The sequence below is a fragment of the Stenotrophomonas sp. NPDC078853 genome, from assembly GCF_044901215.1.
GTDB classification, from domain to species: Bacteria; Pseudomonadota; Gammaproteobacteria; order Xanthomonadales; family Xanthomonadaceae; genus Stenotrophomonas; species Stenotrophomonas lacuserhaii.
In genome coordinates, this window is record NZ_JBJDOQ010000023.1 from 1 (window position 1) to 16,476 (window position 16,476).

Consider the following 16,476-nt stretch of genomic DNA (forward strand, 5'->3'; position numbering starts at 1 on the left):
CTGGAAGCAGGTCGCGCAGTGGATCGCCGATGACATCGTGGCGGGCAAGAGCATGAGCAGCGCGCCGCTGCCGGACTGGGTGTTCGACGGCCGCGATGGCGTGCACGCCGCCGAGGGCAGCTACAGCCCGTCGCGCAATGCCAAGCTGCCGCGCTCGGCGTTGCCGGTGTACCAGCGCCAGCGCTTCCCCGATCCGCTGCTGGGCGAGACGTTCGCCCCGGGCGAAACCGTGTTCGAAAACGACGGCGTGCGCATGTGGCACGACGGCGACGGCATCGCGGTGGTCAGCTTCAAGACCAAGATGAACACCGTTTCCGACCACGTGCTTGACGGCCTGCAGGAAGCGATCAAGCGCGCCGAGCAGGGCTTCCAGGGCCTGGTGATCTGGCAGCAGAAGGAACCCTTCTCCGCCGGTGCCGACCTGGCCGGCGCACTGGGCCTGCTGCAGGCCGGCAAGGTCGAGCAGTTCGAAGAGATGGTGCACAACTTCCAGCGCACCAGCCAGGCGATCAAGTACTCGCTGGTGCCGGTGGTGACCGCCGTGCGCGGCCTGGCACTGGGGGGTGGCTGCGAGTTCCAGATGCACAGCGCCAAGAGCGTGGCGTCGCTGGAAAGCTACATCGGCCTGGTCGAGGCCGGCGTGGGCCTGCTGCCCGCCGGCGGTGGCCTGAAGGAACTGGCGGTGCGTGCTTCGCAGGCAGCCGGTCCGGGCGGTGATGTGTTCGCCGAACTGAAGAAGACCTTCGAAACCGTGGCGATGGCCAAGGTGTCCAACTCGGCCGTCAACGCCAAGGAACTGGGCCTGATGCGGGCCACCGACAAAGTGGTGTTCAACAGCCACGAGGCGCTGTACATCGCCAAGGCCGAGGTGCGCGCACTGGCCGAAGGCGGCTATCGCCCGCCGATGCCGGCGCGCCGCATCCAGGTCGCCGGCGACGTCGGTATCGCCACCTTCAAGATGATGCTGGTCAACATGCTGGAAGGCCGCTTCATCAGCCCGTACGACTACGAGATCGCCGTGCGCATTGCTACCGTGCTGTGCGGTGGCGAAGTGGATCGCGGCACGCTGGTGGACGAAGAGTGGCTGCTGACCCTGGAGCGCAAGCACTTCGTCGAACTGGCCCAGCAGGAGAAGACCCAGGCCCGCATCGCGCACATGCTGAAGACCGGCAAGCCGCTGCGCAATTGATCGCCCCTCCCTGCTTCCGGTGGGTGCCGACCGTTGGTCGGCACTCCTGCTAAAAATTTCGAGAGATCACTGCAATGACCAAGCAAATCCAGGACGCCTACATCGTCGCCGCCACCCGTACGCCGGTGGGCAAGGCGCCCAAGGGCGTGTTCCGCAATACCCGCCCCGATGACATGCTGGCCCATGTACTCCGCTCCGTGGTCGCGCAGGCGCCGGGCATCGACGTCAACCGCATCGACGATGCGATCATCGGCTGCGCCATGCCCGAGGCCGAGCAGGGCATGAACGTGGCCCGCATCGGCGTGCTGCTGGCCGGCCTGCCGGACACCATCGCTGCGCAGACCGTCAACCGCTTCTGCTCCTCCGGCCTGCAGGCGGTGGCGATGGCCGCCGACCAGATCCGCCTGGGCAATTCGGACCTGATGCTGGCCGGTGGCACCGAGTCGATGTCGATGGTGCCGATGATGGGCAACAAGATCGCGATGGCACCGAGCGTGTTCGACAACGATCACGTCGCCATCGCCTATGGCATGGGCATCACCGCCGAGAAGGTCGCCGAGGAATGGAAGGTGTCGCGCGAGGAGCAGGATGCCTTTGCCCTCGCCTCGCACCAGAAGGCCATCGCGGCGATCCAGAACGGCGAGTTCAAGGACGAGATCAGTCCTTACGACGTGCGCACCCGCCAGCCGGACCTGGCTGACGGCCGCCGCATCATCACCCGCGACAAGGTGGTGGACACCGATGAAGGCCCGCGCCCGGATTCGTCCGCCGAAGGCTTGGCCAAGCTGCGCCCGGTGTTCCGCAACGGCCAGTTCGGTGGCACGGTGACGGCCGGCAACTCCTCGCAGATGAGCGATGGCGCCGGTGCGGTACTGCTGGCCTCGGAGCAGGCGATCAAGGATTACGGCCTGACCCCGTTGGCGCGTTTCGTCAGTTTCTCCGTGGCCGGTGTACGCCCGGAAGTGATGGGCATCGGCCCGATCGCCGCGATTCCCAAGGCCCTCAAGCAGGCCGGCCTGAGCCAGGACCAGCTGGACTGGATCGAGCTCAACGAAGCTTTCGCCGCGCAGTCGCTGGCGGTGATCCGCGATTGCGGCCTGGATCCGTCCAAGGTCAATCCGCTGGGCGGGGCGATCGCGCTGGGTCACCCGCTGGGCGCGACCGGTGCGATCCGTACCGCGACCCTGCTGCATGGCCTGCGTCGTCGCCAGCAGAAGTACGGCATGGTGACGATGTGCATCGGCACCGGCATGGGCGCGGCGGGCATCTTCGAATCCCTGTAAGGGGTTGTGGTTGCCGGGGCTGCGCCCCGGCACCCTGCATTAGCCAGCGCCAGAGCCAGAGCAACGGCAACTGCTGCAGGGCTGTGTGTTTGGCGGGGCGGGGTGGGTTCACGGGAATCGCCGTGAATCCGTCCATGGAGGCTCGCCATCCGCATCCATGCGGATGAGCGTTCCCGCGAACCCACCCCGCCCCACCCTCTGACGGGTCCATGGGGGCCATGGACGCGCCGTGGTAGCGCCGACCCATGGTCGGCGGATGGTGGGGAGATGAGGGTCTGATGGTTTTCGCCGACCATGGGTCGGCGCTACCGCTTTTCTATTATTTTTTACGTGGCTGGCGGCCACGGAACCTGTCTTGGGGCGGGCGGTGGGGCTGGGCGGGGGCGTTGAGCGCCATGGATGGCGCGAAACGAGGCCCGCATGGACGCAGCTCTTGCCGTCCCCCGACCAGCCCCACCGCCCGGCCCACCCCCAGCAGCGGCTTCAGAGCCAGCCACGAGGGGCCCAGCCGTTCGCCGGATCAATCCTCTTCGGCAAGCATTTCCTGCAGCTTCTGCCGCGCCGGCTTGGCCAGCTTCTTGCTGTTCAATGCGAACCGGATGGTGGCTTCCACCAGGCCCAGGTGCGTGCCGCAATCGAAGCGACGGCCTTCAAAACGATAGGCGTCCACCGGCTCGGTCTTGAGCAGTTCGGCAATCGCGTCGGTCAGCTGGATCTCGCCGCCAGCACCGGTACCGGTCGATTCGAGCAGCTCGAAGATCTTCGGGCTCAGGACATAGCGGCCGACCACGGCCAGGTCGCTCGGCGCGTCTTCCGGCTTGGGCTTTTCCACGATCGCCGAGATCCGGCCATGGCTGCCGTCGAACGTTTCGGTTGCCACGATGCCGTAGCTGGCGGTCTGCTCGTGCGGCACGTCTTCCACCGCGATGACGCTGGCGCCCGTGGCCTCATTCAGGTCGGCCATCTGCTTGAGCGCGCTGTCGCCACGGTTGTAGATCAGGTCATCCGGCAGCAGCACCGCGAAGGGCTCATCGCCGATGATCTCCTTCGCACACAACACGGCATGGCCGAGACCCAGCGCTTCGGCCTGGGTCACGAATACCGCGCGCACACCGTTGGGCAGCACGTGGCGGACCAGCTCAAGCTGTTCGGTCTTGCCGGCGCGCTCGAGCTTCTGTTCCAGCTCGTAGGCCTTGTCGAAATAGTCGGCAACGGCGTGCTTGTAGCGGTTGGTGATGAAGATCAGGGTGTCACAGCCGGCTTCGATGGCCTCGTCGACCGCGTACTGGATGAGCGGGCGATCAATGATCGGCAGCATTTCCTTCGGAACCGTCTTGGTTGCCGGCAAAAAGCGCGTCCCTAGCCCTGCCACTGGAAAAACTGCCTTTCTGATTCGCTTGCTCATCGATTACCTGTTGGCCTCACGCGCGGGGAAGGGCACTACGTTAGCGGATGGGATGTAAGCATCCTGTTGAAGCGGATCGAACTCCGGCATCGTCGCGAACAGAATCTGCTGGATCGCGTCGATATCGTAGGTCGCGATGGCATCGCGCAGCTTCGGTACGTTGCCCAGCACCAGATCGCGCGAGAACGTGCGCACACCGGCTTCCAGCACTTTCGGGTGCGAAGTGGGCCGGTAATCCTCATCGGAATAGAACAGCGTCTCGTGCAGCTTCTCGCCGGGGCGCAGGCCGGTATAGATGATCGCGATGTCCTTGTACGGCTGCTTGCCGGCAAGCCGGATCATCTGTTCGGCCAGCACCCGGATCGGCACCGGCTCGCCCATGTCCAAGGTGTAGATGGCGCCGTGCGAGGCCGACGCGGCCGCCTGCAGGATCAGCTGGCAGGCCTCGGGAATGGTCATGAAATAGCGGGTGACTTCCGGGTCGGTCACCGTCACCGGCCCGCCCTTCATGATCTGGTCGCGGAACACCGGCACGACGCTGCCGGCCGAGGCCAGCACGTTGCCGAAGCGGACGGTCACGAAACGGGTATGCGTGGACTTCTGGTCCAGGCTCTGGCAGATCATCTCCGCATAGCGCTTGCTGGCGCCCAGCGAGTTGACCGGGTCGACGGCCTTGTCGGTGGAGATGAACACGAAATGTTCGACCCTGGCCTCCATGCAGGCCCGGGCGACGTTCTCGGTGGCCAGGATGTTGTTGCGCACCGCTTCGCGCAGCTGACGCTCCAGCACCGGCACCTGCTTGTAGGCGGCCGCGTGGAAAGCCGCTTCGATGCGATGCAGCGACAGCGCGTGGCGGATCACCGCCGGATCGCCACAGTCGCCCAGCACCGCCTCCACTTCGATATCCGGGAAGCTGCGGCGCAGCTCGGCTTCGATGGTCAACAGCAGCAGCTCGCTCATTTCCAGCAGGACGATGCGCCCTGCCCCGTGGCGGGCACACTGCCGGCACAGCTCCGAACCGATCGAGCCGCCCGCGCCGGTGACCAGCACCGTACGGCCACCCAGCCAATTGCGGATCAGCGACCAGTCCGGCTGGATCGGCTTGCGGCCGAGCAGGTCTTCGATCGCCACTTCCTTCAACTGCCCCGGTAGCGACTGGCCCTGCAGGATGTCGCTGAGCTTGGGCACGGTACGGAAGGGCACGCCGGTGCTTTCGCACAGGCCGACCACACGCTGCATGCCGACCGCATCCAGCGAGGGAATGGCGATGACGATCAGCTTGGCGGAGGTTTCGCGGGCCACGGCGGCGGTGTCGTCCAGCGTGCCCAGGATCGGCAGGCCCTGCAACTTGGCGCCCTGCAGGTGCGGGGCGTCGTCCAGCAGGCCGACCGGGTCGAACTCGCCTGAACGGCGCAGGTCACGCACCAGCGCCTCGGCAGCCTGGCCTGCACCGAGGATCAGCACGCGCCGGCCGCTGGTATCGGTCTGCACGGCCTGGTAATCCTTCCAGGCGCGGTACAGCAGGCGCGGAGCGCCCAGCAGGGCCGACAGCGCGAACGGGTAGATGACCAGCACCGACATCGGAACGCCATCGAAGCGCTTCCACATCAGGGTCAGGACGATCGCCACCAGGCCGATGAAACTGGCCTTGAAGATGTTGATCAGGTCGGCAACGCTGGCGAACCGCCACAGCCCGCGATACAGCCCGACGCGCCAGAACACCAGCGCCTGGATGCCCAGCACCAGCGAGGTGTCGACATTCCAGAGCGGCAACGCAGGCGCCTCGGGCAGGATGGAATAGCGGCCGGCATGCAGCAGCTGCCAGCAGGCCCACACCATGAACAGGTCATGGACGACGATGGCCGCGCGGGGCACCAACGCGATTATTCGATTCCACCGAGCTGACATGACCAGGTTAAACCCTCAATAGTTGCGCAGGCGAACACGCATGACAGCCCACAGACAGGCCAACAGCCCGCCCCAGGCCAATGCCAGGCCCGCCTGTTGCAGCGGCGCCAGCCGAACCGAGAGCGCCAGTACCGCCGCGCCGACGAGGCCGAGCAGAATATACACGCCAGTCACCTGTGTGTGGCTCCAGCCTGCCTTCACCGCGCGCTGGTAGACATGCTGCGTATGGGGTTCCATCCAGCGCTGCCCCGAGAGCATGCGGGATGACAGCGTGAAGCCCGCGTCCACGATGAAGGCTGACAACGGTATCAGCAGCGCCAACCAGTGAATGCTGGTGGCCACGCTGGCCAGCCCCGCCAAGGCCGCCATCAGGTACCCCAGCGCGCCGCTGCCGACGTCACCCATGAAAATGCGTGCGCGCGGAAAGTTGAACGGCAGGAAGCCAAGGCAACCCGCCGCGACCACCACCGCGAGCAGCGCGAACGGCATCGGCATCACCGCGGCCAGGCTCAGCGCACCGACAAGCGCATAGCCGCTGGCGATGCCGTTGATGCCGTCCATGAAGTTCCACAGGTTCACCAGCGCGGTCGCCACCAGGAACAGCAGCACGGCCTGCAGCGCATTGCCGGTCGCCTGCCAGACCAGCCCCGCCAGCAGGACCGACGCCAGCATGTGGACCAGCAGCCGGCGCACGGCCGGCAGCGGGCGGTGATCGTCCCACCAGCCTATTCCGGCCACCAGCACCAGGCCAGCGGCGAATATCGCCAAGTGCGCCGCGGCGGCCGGGTACAGCAACGCGCCCGCAGCGAGGCCGACCAGCGCGGTCACCACGATGGCGATCCCACCGCCGCGCGGCGTCGCCACGTGGTGGCTGCGGCGCTCGCCCGGGTGGTCCAGCAGCTGCCGCCGCAGTGCGTAGCGACGCGCCAGCCAGGTCAGCACGGCCGACACCAGCGCCAGCGCCAGCAGCGCCAGCCACGGTTGGATGTCCCGCATCGCTTACAGCACCGCGTAGTTCAGCAGCGGCTTGACCGTTCCCCATTCCTTGCAGCTGGGGCATTGCCAGTGATGGGTGCGCGCACCAAAGCCGCAACGCGTGCAGCGATAGGCCGGGTTGCGCACCAGCAACTGGTCGGTGATGTGCTTGAGGTCATGCAGGGTCGCAGTGGGATCGGCGCCTTCGGCCAGGGTGAGGTCGATCAGCGCCGACTCGCCACGTACCGAAGGGCGGTCCTTCAGCTGCCGGCCCAGATAGGCACGGGCCGGCGAAATGCCCTCTTGTTCTTCCATCAGGCGCGTCAGTGCCAGCACCGGGGCGATGCCGCGGTAGTGCTCGGTCATTTCCGACAGGAAGCTGCGGGCGCCGCCCATGTCACCGACCTTGCGGTAGTTCTGCATCAGCGGCTGCAGCACTTCGGGCAGGTATTCCGGATCATTGCGTGCGGCGCGCTCGAAGGCACGCACGGCGGCTTCGGCATTGCCCGCGTCGGTTTCCAGCCTGCCTTCGATGATGCCGGCACGCACCGACATCGCATCGGCCTGGTAGGCGCGCGCGATGGCCGCCCTCGCCTCTTCGACGTTGCCGGCACCACGATGGCGTTCGGCCAGTTCACATTCAAACTGTCCCACCAGTTTGCCCATCGGCTCGCCGGTTACTTCCTCGAAGCGCAGGGCGTTGTCGATCGCTTTTTCCCAGTCGCGCTCGGCCTGGTAGATGCCGATCAGGTGCTTGAGCGCCTGCGGGGCGCGCTGGTCGATCTGCGCCAGCTCGCTGAACACCGTTTCGGCGCGGTCCAGCAGGCCTGACTTCATGTAGTCCTCGCCGAGCGCCAGCAGCGCCTGTACACGCTGGGCATCACTCAGGTCGGTACGGTTGACCAGCCCCTGGTGCAGGCGGATGGCGCGGTCGACCTCGCCACGACGGCGGAACAGATGGCCCAGCGCGACCTGGGTCTCGAAGGTTTCCTTGTCCAGCTCGGCGATGTGCAGGAACAGCTCGATCGCCTTGTCCGGCTGCTCGTTGAGCAGGTAGTTCAGGCCACGGAAATAGGTGCTGGACAGGCGGCTGACCTGGTTGTCACCGTGCCGCTGCCCGCCGCGGCGGCCGATCACCCAGCCGGCGACGGCGGCCAGCGGTACGCAGAGAAAAAACCAGAAATACTGGGAAACGAATTCCATGCGTGATCAGCGTCCGGCAAAAGGAGGATTGGGGGTCGCCGCCGGGGTCACCAGGGCGGCCTTGTTGGCGCGGCGCAGCTGGGCATAGAGCGGAACGACCACGCTCACCAGCACCAGGCCGGCACCGACCACGACCCCGACCAGCAATGCGGCGATCATCGCCACGCCAACCGAGGTATGCAATTGGGTAAATACAAGATTGATCGACATCTCGGTCATGTTGACCGCGCCGATGATGAGTCCAAGGACCAGAACGGCCAGCAGGACCAGCAAACGGAAAACCTTCATGCGACAGCTCCAGTCATGCCCGGCCTGTAGCTTATCCGACCCGGCGGGGGGATCGCACGCGCAACGTCACTGCCGTCAGGCAGGATCAGCGTCCTGCGGAACCACGTCGCTGACGCGCTCGCGCAGCTCCTTGCCCGGTTTGAAATGCGGTACATGCTTGCCCGGCAGGGCGACCGACTCCCCCGTCTTGGGGTTGCGGCCCAGTCGCGGCGGGCGGTAATGCAGGGAAAAACTGCCGAAACCACGGATCTCGATCCGGTCACCGGCCGACAACGAACCACCCATCATTTCCAGCAACGACTTGACCGCCAGATCGACATCATCGGCCTTCAGGTGCGCCTGCCGGCGCGCGAGGATTTCGATCAGTTCGGATTTGGTCATTGCAGGCTCTGCTTGGGGGGCTCCAACCCTGAAACGGCCCGGACAAATGTCCGGGCCGTCCAGGAAACTACGACAGCGTAAGGCCGATTACTCGGACTTGTTGCCGCCCAGCTGTGCACGCAGCAGCGCGCCGAGCTGGGTCATGCCACCCGAAGCGGCGGACTGGTAGTCCTCCAGCACTTCGCGCATTTCGGCATCGTCCTTCGCCTTGATCGACAGCTGCAGGGTGCGGCCCTTGCGGTCCATGCCCACGAACTTGGCTTCGATCTTGTCGCCAACCTTCAGGTGCTGGGTTGCATCGTCGACGCGGTCGGCGGAGATATCGCGGGCAGCCACATAGCCCTCGATGCCGTCGGCCAGTTCAATGATGGCGCCCTTGGCGTCAACTTCCTTGACCACACCTTCGATCTTCGAACCCTTCGGGTTCACGGCCATGAACTGGCCGAACGGGTCCTGCTCCAGCTGCTTGACGCCCAGGCTGATGCGCTCGCGTTCCGGATCGACGGCCAGGACGACGGCGTCCAGGTTGTCGCCCTTCTTGAAGTTGCGCACGATGTCTTCGCCAGTGGTTGCCCAGCTGATGTCGGACAGGTGGACCAGGCCGTCGATGCCGCCGTCCAGGCCGATGAAGATGCCGAAGTCGGTGATCGACTTGATCTGGCCCGACACCTTGTCACCCTTCTTGTGGGTGGCAGCGAAGGTTTCCCACGGATTGGCGGCAACCTGCTTCATGCCCAGCGAGATGCGGCGACGCTCTTCGTCACAATCCAGCACCATCACTTCGACTTCGTCACCCACCTGCACAACCTTGGACGGGTTGACGTTCTTGTTGGTCCAATCCATCTCGGACACGTGCACCAGGCCTTCCACGCCCGGCTCGATCTCGACGAACGCGCCGTAATCGGTCACGTTGGAGACCTTGCCGAAGACGCGGCTGTTGGCCGGGTAACGACGCGAGATGTTATCCCACGGATCTTCGCCCAGCTGCTTCAGGCCCAGCGAAACGCGGTTGCGCTCGCGGTCGAACTTCAGCACGCGCACGTCCAGCTCGTCGCCGACGTTCACGACTTCGGACGGATGGCGCACGCGCTTCCATGCCATGTCGGTGATGTGCAGCAGGCCGTCGATACCGCCCAGGTCCACGAACGCGCCGTAGTCGGTCAGGTTCTTGACGACACCCTTCAGGATCGCGCCTTCCTGCAGCTTGTCCATCAGCTGCTCGCGCTCTTCCGAGTGCTCGCTTTCGACGACAGCGCGGCGCGAAACCACGACGTTGTTACGCTTGCGGTCCAGCTTGATGAGCTTGAACTCCAGCTCCTTGCCTTCCAGGTAGGCCGGATCGCGCACGGGGCGCACATCGACCAGGGAACCCGGCAGGAACGCGCGGACATCCTTGATGTCCACGGTGAAACCACCCTTGACCTTGCCGCTGATGCGGCCGGTGATGGTTTCGTTCTTTTCCAACGCTTCTTCCAGCTCGTCCCACACCATCGCGCGCTTGGCTTTCTCGCGCGACAGGACGGTTTCACCGAAGCCGTTCTCGATGGAATCGAGGGCGACCTTGACGATATCGCCTTCGGCGACATCGATCTCGCCAGCGTCGTTACGGAACTGTTCGATCGGCACGATGCCTTCGGACTTCAGCCCGGCGTTGATCACCACGACATCGCCGCGGACTTCCACGACGGTACCGCTGACGATCGAGCCCGGCTTCAGCTTGGCCAGATTGGCCTGGCTGGCTTCAAACAGTTCGGCAAAAGATTCGGTCATTAGATTTACTCTGTTGATCACATGGGTCAGCGGCTTCCATCAAGGAGTCCGTCTGCCCGCCTGTTGGTCGACCCCGGAAAAGCAGGCCGTGTGTGAAGTGGTTAAACCGCCACGCATCATTGCGCGGCGGAGCATTTACTACCTTGCAGTACGGATCGCCTCGCGGCGGCGACAACCGCCACGAACGCTGGCGGTACTCCTGTACGAACGGATCAGGCAGCCGAAACCGGAAGCAGATCCATCACTCGTGCAACGACATCATCGATGCCGATACCAGTGGTATCGATGAGGACGGCATCGTCTGCCGGCTTCAGGGGCGCCACAGTGCGCTGTGCATCACGGGCGTCGCGGGCCATGATCTCGCGCAGGAGGTCATCAAAGTTAACAGAAACCCCTTTGTCATTCAACTGCTTATGCCGGCGCTCGGCGCGCTCCTCTGCGCTGGCGGTCAGGAAAACCTTGAATGGGGCGTCGGCGAAGATGACCGTGCCCATGTCGCGGCCGTCGGCGACCAGGCCTGGCGCCACCCTGAATGCGCGCTGGCGTTCCTTCAGTGCGCTGCGCACCTCCGGAATGGCGGCAATGGCCGAGGCCAGCGCCCCGGTGGTCTCCAGCCGCAGCTCGTCGGTGGCGTCGGTGCCGTTGACCAGCACCCGCATCGCCTCGCCCTGCTCCACGAACTGGACCTTGGTATCAAAGGTGCAGCGCACCAGCGCGGAGGCGTCTGAGGTATCGATGTCGGCCCAGCTTGCCGCCACGCCCACGGCCCGGTACAGCGCACCCGAATCGAGGTAATGCCAGCCCAGCCGGCGGGCTACGATGCGGCTGATGGTACCCTTGCCAGCCCCGGAAGGGCCGTCGATGGTGAGGACGGGAACGAGTGCGGACATGGGGTTTCCAGCGGGTGTGAAGGCCCCATTCTAGCCCCAGCCTGAGCGCCTGCCACGATTGCTCTGTGCAACCACTTGAAACGATGGAGAAAAGCCCGGTAGAATGGCGGGCTTGAACGAGCGTCAACGCAGTATTGTCTCTGGCATATCGCGGCCGCGCTCCATCTGAACACTTACTTTTACACTCAACGTGTACGCCGAGGTATGCCATGAAAGTCCTGTCCTCCCTGAAGTCGGCGAAGGCCCGTCACCGTGACTGCAAGGTCGTGCGTCGTCGTGGCAAGATCTTCGTCATCTGCAAGTCGAACCCGCGTTTCAAGGCGCGCCAGCGCTGAGTCGGCCGGCCTGACGGCCGTCCACGGTTCCTTCGCGGGGCCGGTTTGATGCAGAAAGCCGCCTCCGGGCGGCTTTCTGCTTTGTTTGTGCTGTAATCGCCGTTCTTGACCACTGGGGAGTAGCTCGAGATGAAGCGTTACCTGATGTCCCTGGCCGTTCTGGCCATGCTGGCCGCCGCCACCCCGGCGCTGGCCGACACCCTGCTGATCGACCGTGCCGCCGACAAACCGGCCGGCGCCCTGCCCGTGCGTGGACAGAGCATGCAGCAGGTGCAGAGCCAGTTCGGCTCACCCGCTGAACAGCTCGATGCCCGCGGCGGCCAGAAGCGCCAGTGGCCGACCATCAACCGCTGGGTCTACCCGCAGTTCACCGTCTACTTCGAAAGGCAGAAGGTGATCGACGTGGTGGCCAACAAGGCGGCCCCCAACGAGATCGGTCCCAAGCCACCGATCCGCTGACGAACCCGGCCCGCGCCTGCGCGGGCGCATCCAAGCGAGACCATGAACCAGACCCTTCGTTTTCCTGCCGAATGGGAAGCCCAGAGCGGCATCCTGATTGCCTGGCCGACCGCCGACACCGACTGGGCCGATCGCCTGGGCCAGGTGGAAGAGACCTACATCGCCCTGGTGGCGGCGATCACCCGCTTCCAGCCGGTGCTGATCTGCGTGGCCGACGATGACGTGGAGACCTACGCCGAGATGCGGCTGCGCTCCAACCGCATCGACATGGACCGCGTGCTGTTCGTCACCGCCGCCTACGATGACACCTGGCTGCGCGACTCCGGCCCGATCACCCTGCAGCGCAGGGACGGCGGCTTCCAGCTGCTGGATTTCCGCTTCACCGGCTGGGGCGGCAAGTTCGACGCCACCCTGGACGACCAGCTGGTCGGCGTGCTGGATGCCGCGCGCGTGTTCAACGACGCACCGGTGCGCAGCATTGCCTTCGCGCTTGAGGGCGGTGGCATCGAAACCGATGGCCAGGGCACCCTGCTGACCACCTGGAAGTGCCTGCACGAGCGTCACCCGGACCGCGACCGCGCCAGCCTGTCCGCCGATCTGGCCGAATGGCTGCAGCAGGACCGCGTGCTGTGGCTGGACCACGGCTACCTGGAAGGTGATGACACCGACGCGCACATCGACACGCTGGCGCGCTTCGCCTCGGCCGACAGCATCGTCTACCAGGCCTGCGACGATGCATCTGATTCACACCATGCAGAGCTGCAGGCGATGGGTGCTGAGCTGGCCGCGCTGCGCACCGCCGATGGCCAGCCGTATCGCCTGTTCCCGCTGCCTTGGCCGCAGCCGGTACTGGACGAAGGGCGTCGCCTGGCGGCGTCTTACGCGAACTTCCTGATCGTCAATGGCGCGGTGCTGATGCCGGCCTACGGCGATGTGGCCGACGACGCGGCGCGCGACGTGCTGGCCGCAGCGTTCCCGGACCGGGAGATCGTGCAGGTGCCATGCCGGTCGCTGATCTGGCAGAACGGGAGCCTGCACTGCATCACGATGCAGCTGCCGGCGGGGTTGCTGGCCGCAAACGGCTGAGCCCTTCGTGGCTGGCTGGAAAGCTCCCATCTTGGGGTGGGTCGGCCGGTGGGGCTGGTCGGGGGACGGCAGGAGCCGCTCCTGCGGGCCTCGTTTCGCGCCATCCATGGCGCTCAACGCCCCCGCCCAGCCCCACCGCCCGACCCTCGGACATGTTCCGTAGGCCGCCAGCCACGTAAGAGAAAGGAAAAGCGGTAGCGCCGACCCATGGTCGGCGGAGTCCTCAGACCCCATTCCCCTCACCATCCGCCGACCATGGGTCGGCGCTACCGAAGGCCCCTTGGCCGCCGTGGACCCGTCGGAGGTGGGGCGGGAGGGGCTGCAGGGAACGCTCATCCGCATGGATGCGGATGGCGAGCCTACAGGGACGTATTCACGGCGGTTCCCAGCAGCCCTCCGGCCCCGCCTGGTCCAATGCAGCAGTGCTGTTGCTATCGCCGTTGCTTGCGCTTCCGCTCGCGCTTCTGCCGGCCGCAGGCCAGAAAAACCGATCATTCAGCCACCGCCACGCCACCCTCCGCCATCCGCGTTAACATGCGTGTTTTCCCCCGCAGGAACGCTTCCGGATGAGCCCCCGCCAGCCCCTTACCGTCGCCCTGATCCAGGAGCGCAACCACGGTGATGCCGCCGCCAACCTCGGCGTGATCGAATCCCGCGTCGCTGAAGCGGCCGCACAGGGTGCCAAGCTGATCCTGCTGCAGGAACTGCATAACGGCGCGTACTTCTGCCAGCACGAGAACGTCGACGAATTCGACCTGGCCGAGCCGATCCCCGGCCCCAGCACCGATCGCATCGGCAAGCTGGCCAAACAGCATGGCGTGGTCATCGTCGCCTCTCTGTTCGAACGCCGTGCCGCCGGCCTGTACCACAACACCGCCGTGGTGTTCGAAAAGGACGGCAGCCTGCTCGGCAAGTACCGCAAGATGCATATCCCGGATGACCCGGGCTTCTACGAAAAGTTCTATTTCACCCCGGGCGACCTCGGCTTCACCCCGATCGACACCTCCGTCGGCCGCCTCGGCGTGCTGGTCTGCTGGGACCAGTGGTATCCGGAAGCGGCGCGCCTGATGGCGCTGGCCGGCGCCGAACTGCTGCTCTACCCCACTGCCATCGGCTGGGATCCGGACGACCAGCAGGATGAAAAGAACCGCCAGCGCGATGCCTGGATACTCAGCCACCGCGGCCATGCCGTGGCCAATGGCGTGCCGGTGCTGAGCTGCAACCGCGTCGGCCACGAGCCCTCGCCGATGGGCGCATCGGGCATCCAGTTCTGGGGCAACAGCCACGTGCTGGGTCCGCAGGGCGAATTCATCGCCGAGGCCGGTGGCGAAGAATCCGTCCTGGTCTGCGAGGTCGACCTGCAGCGCAGCGAACACGTGCGGCGCATCTGGCCGTTCCTGCGCGACCGCCGCATCGACGCCTACGGCGACCTGCTGAAGCGCTACATCGACTGATTCCCTGCCGGAACCTGCGCCCATGGCCGTGCTTATCCGTGATGCCAGCGAGGCTGACATCACCGCGATCACCGCGATCTACGCGGTGGAAGTGACCGACTTCGTCAACACCTACGAGTACGACATCCCGGACGCGGCAGAGATGCTGCGGCGGATGCAGGACATCGTCGCCCGCGGCTTCCCGTACCTCGTCGCCGAAGTCGACGGCGAGGTCGCCGGCTATGCCTACGCCAATACCTACCGCACCCGCGTGGCCTACCAGTGGACGGTGGAAAATTCGGTCTACGTCGATGCGCGCTTCCAGGGCCAGCGCGTCGGGACCACGCTGCTGCAGGCGCTGATCGATGCCTGCACCGCGCGCGGCTACCGGCAGATGGTCGCGGTCATCGGCGAACCCACCAATACCGCCTCCATCAAGCTGCACGAGCGCTTCGGCTTCCATCTGGTCGGCGTGTTCCAGGGCCTGGGCCGCAAGCACGGCCGCTGGCTGGACACCGTGCAGATGCAGCGTGCACTGGGCGACGGCGCCGACAGCGCCCCAACAAACGAGTAAATGCATGACTGACACTCTCCCCCTGTCCATCGACGGGACTGCAGACGATGCGCTGTTCGCCGGCCAACCGGTGCGCATCGTCGAACGCGATGGCGTGCGCTATACCCTTCTGGGCACCGCGCACGTGTCGCACGCCAGCGTGGAAGCGGTGGAGAAGGCCATCCACAGCGGCCGCTTCGATGCGGTCGCGGTGGAACTGGATCCGCAGCGCCTGCAGGCGCTGACCGAGCCGGACACGCTGGCCAAGCTGGACCTGGTGGAGGTGATCCGCAAGGGTCGCGTGGCGTTGTTCGCCGCCAACCTTGCGCTGTCGGCCTACCAGCGGCGCCTGGCCGAACAGCTGGGCATCGAACCGGGCGCCGAACTGAAGCGCGCGGTGCTGCTGGCCCGGGAGCAGGGCCTGCCGGTGCACCTGATAGACCGCGAGGTCGGGCTGACCTTCAAGCGCGCTTCGGCGCAGCTGGGCTTCTTCGGCAAGATCAAGCTGATGACCGGCCTGGCCGCCGGTCTGTTCTCCTCCGACGAGGTCGGCACGGACGAAATCGAAAAGCTCAAGCAGGGCGACATGCTGGAGTCCAGCTTCGGCGAGTTCGCCAAGGAAAGCCCCGCGCTGTATGACGCCATCATCGGCGAGCGCGACCGCTACATGGCCACCCGCCTGCGCGAGGAACGTGCGCTGCAGGGCACCGAGCCCGCCCAGCGCGAAGTGCTGGCGGTGGTCGGCGCTGGCCATCTGGCCGGCCTGGCCACGTATCTGGAAACCGACAATGAGCCGCCGGTGCCGCTGCGTGCGCAGCTGGAAGAAGTGGCAAAGAAACGCAACATTCCGTGGTTCACGCTGGCCATCCTGGCGATCGTGGCGACCGGCATCGGCGTGGGCTTCTACCGCGGCGGGTTGGGGGTGGGTGGCGAACTGCTGCTCACCTGGGCGATGTACACCGGCGGCCTGGCGGGCCTGGGCTGCCTGTTGGCCGGCAGCCACCCGTTGAGCATCCTCACCGCGATCGTGGTGGCCCCGTTCAAGCCGTTCCGCCTGAGCATTCCCACCGGCGCCTTCGCCGCGCTGGTGGAAGCGCGCCTGCGCAAGCCGGCCTACGAGGATTTCCTCAAGCTGCGCGACGATGCGCAGAGCCTGAAGGGCTGGTACCGCAACCGCGTCACCCGCGTGGTGCTGACCTTCATGCTGACCAACCTCGGCAGCATGCTGGGCCTGTGGCTGACCGGCTTCCAGGTGTGGGGCAAGGTCGCCGGATGAAGATGCGGTAGCGCCGGCCCATGCTCGGCGAGCGCAGCGGGC

Annotated in this window: 16 protein-coding genes; 8 read left to right on the forward strand and 8 right to left on the reverse strand. The window is 65.7% G+C overall.

All coding sequences use genetic code 11. From position 1 onward, the window contains the following. Together ACI2JH_RS17960 and ACI2JH_RS17965 are read left to right on the forward strand one after the other, a co-directional pair. On the forward strand, window positions 1–1,189 hold a 1,189-nt coding region (locus ACI2JH_RS17960; RefSeq protein WP_404736846.1), incomplete at its 5' end, for an enoyl-CoA hydratase/isomerase family protein. A gap of 74 nt (window positions 1,190–1,263) precedes the next feature. Beyond that, window positions 1,264–2,472: an acetyl-CoA C-acyltransferase gene (locus tag ACI2JH_RS17965; RefSeq protein WP_101099041.1), complete on the forward strand. Its 1,209-nt coding sequence runs from the start codon at window positions 1,264–1,266 to the stop codon at window positions 2,470–2,472. 520 nt (window positions 2,473–2,992) lie between these two features. On the opposite strand, the gene galU is transcribed toward ACI2JH_RS17965, so the two are convergent. From galU to cmk, 8 genes are all read right to left on the reverse strand, one after another. After that, window positions 2,993–3,877, reverse strand: a complete 885-nt coding sequence (gene galU / locus ACI2JH_RS17970; RefSeq protein ID WP_101098333.1) for a UTP--glucose-1-phosphate uridylyltransferase GalU — start codon at window positions 3,875–3,877, stop codon at window positions 2,993–2,995. Between the two features lie 3 nt (window positions 3,878–3,880). Continuing rightward, window positions 3,881–5,785 (reverse strand): polysaccharide biosynthesis protein, encoded by a 1,905-nt coding sequence (locus ACI2JH_RS17975; RefSeq protein WP_404736847.1) that lies wholly within the window; start codon window positions 5,783–5,785, stop codon window positions 3,881–3,883. 15 nt (window positions 5,786–5,800) lie between these two features. After that, a complete protein-coding gene (locus ACI2JH_RS17980) occupies window positions 5,801–6,781 on the reverse strand; it encodes a glycosyltransferase family 4 protein (RefSeq protein ID WP_404736848.1) in 981 nt (326 codons plus the stop codon). Between the two features lie 3 nt (window positions 6,782–6,784). After that, window positions 6,785–7,963 carry a lipopolysaccharide assembly protein LapB gene (gene lapB, locus ACI2JH_RS17985; RefSeq protein WP_042615400.1) on the reverse strand — a complete coding sequence of 393 codons (1,179 nt, stop codon included), beginning with the start codon at window positions 7,961–7,963 and terminating at the stop codon, window positions 6,785–6,787. 6 nt (window positions 7,964–7,969) lie between these two features. Then, window positions 7,970–8,251: a lipopolysaccharide assembly protein LapA domain-containing protein gene (locus tag ACI2JH_RS17990; protein WP_101098336.1), complete on the reverse strand. Its 282-nt coding sequence runs from the start codon at window positions 8,249–8,251 to the stop codon at window positions 7,970–7,972. A 75-nt stretch (window positions 8,252–8,326) separates the two neighbouring features. Beyond that, entirely contained in the window at window positions 8,327–8,632 is a 306-nt protein-coding gene (locus tag ACI2JH_RS17995) for an integration host factor subunit beta (protein WP_042615402.1), read from the reverse strand. A gap of 87 nt (window positions 8,633–8,719) precedes the next feature. Next, a complete protein-coding gene (rpsA, locus tag ACI2JH_RS18000; RefSeq protein WP_042615403.1) occupies window positions 8,720–10,402 on the reverse strand; it encodes a 30S ribosomal protein S1 in 1,683 nt (560 codons plus the stop codon). 212 nt (window positions 10,403–10,614) lie between these two features. Further along, window positions 10,615–11,292, reverse strand: a complete 678-nt coding sequence (cmk, locus tag ACI2JH_RS18005; RefSeq protein ID WP_182655636.1) for a (d)CMP kinase — start codon at window positions 11,290–11,292, stop codon at window positions 10,615–10,617. Between the two features lie 209 nt (window positions 11,293–11,501). Between cmk and ykgO the strand changes: the two genes are divergently transcribed. The 6 genes from ykgO (at window position 11,502) to ACI2JH_RS18035 (ending at window position 16,434) form a co-directional block, all read left to right on the forward strand. Beyond that, a complete protein-coding gene (gene ykgO / locus ACI2JH_RS18010; RefSeq protein ID WP_005409283.1) occupies window positions 11,502–11,627 on the forward strand; it encodes a type B 50S ribosomal protein L36 in 126 nt (41 codons plus the stop codon). Between the two features lie 129 nt (window positions 11,628–11,756). Continuing rightward, window positions 11,757–12,086, forward strand: a complete 330-nt coding sequence (locus ACI2JH_RS18015) for a hypothetical protein (RefSeq protein ID WP_042615405.1) — start codon at window positions 11,757–11,759, stop codon at window positions 12,084–12,086. Window positions 12,087–12,128: 42 nt separating this feature from the next. Continuing rightward, the gene (locus ACI2JH_RS18020) at window positions 12,129–13,172 is read left to right on the forward strand and encodes an agmatine/peptidylarginine deiminase (protein ID WP_101098339.1); all 1,044 of its coding nucleotides are present in this window, start codon (window positions 12,129–12,131) and stop codon (window positions 13,170–13,172) included. A gap of 566 nt (window positions 13,173–13,738) precedes the next feature. Next, complete coding sequence (locus ACI2JH_RS18025; RefSeq protein WP_404736849.1) at window positions 13,739–14,626, forward strand: carbon-nitrogen hydrolase; 888 nt, start codon at window positions 13,739–13,741, stop codon at window positions 14,624–14,626. Window positions 14,627–14,648: 22 nt separating this feature from the next. Beyond that, window positions 14,649–15,179 carry a GNAT family N-acetyltransferase gene (locus ACI2JH_RS18030; protein ID WP_101099758.1) on the forward strand — a complete coding sequence of 177 codons (531 nt, stop codon included), beginning with the start codon at window positions 14,649–14,651 and terminating at the stop codon, window positions 15,177–15,179. Window positions 15,180–15,183: 4 nt separating this feature from the next. Continuing rightward, a complete protein-coding gene (locus ACI2JH_RS18035) occupies window positions 15,184–16,434 on the forward strand; it encodes a TraB/GumN family protein (protein WP_182655632.1) in 1,251 nt (416 codons plus the stop codon). The last annotated feature ends 42 nt before the right edge of the window (window positions 16,435–16,476 follow it).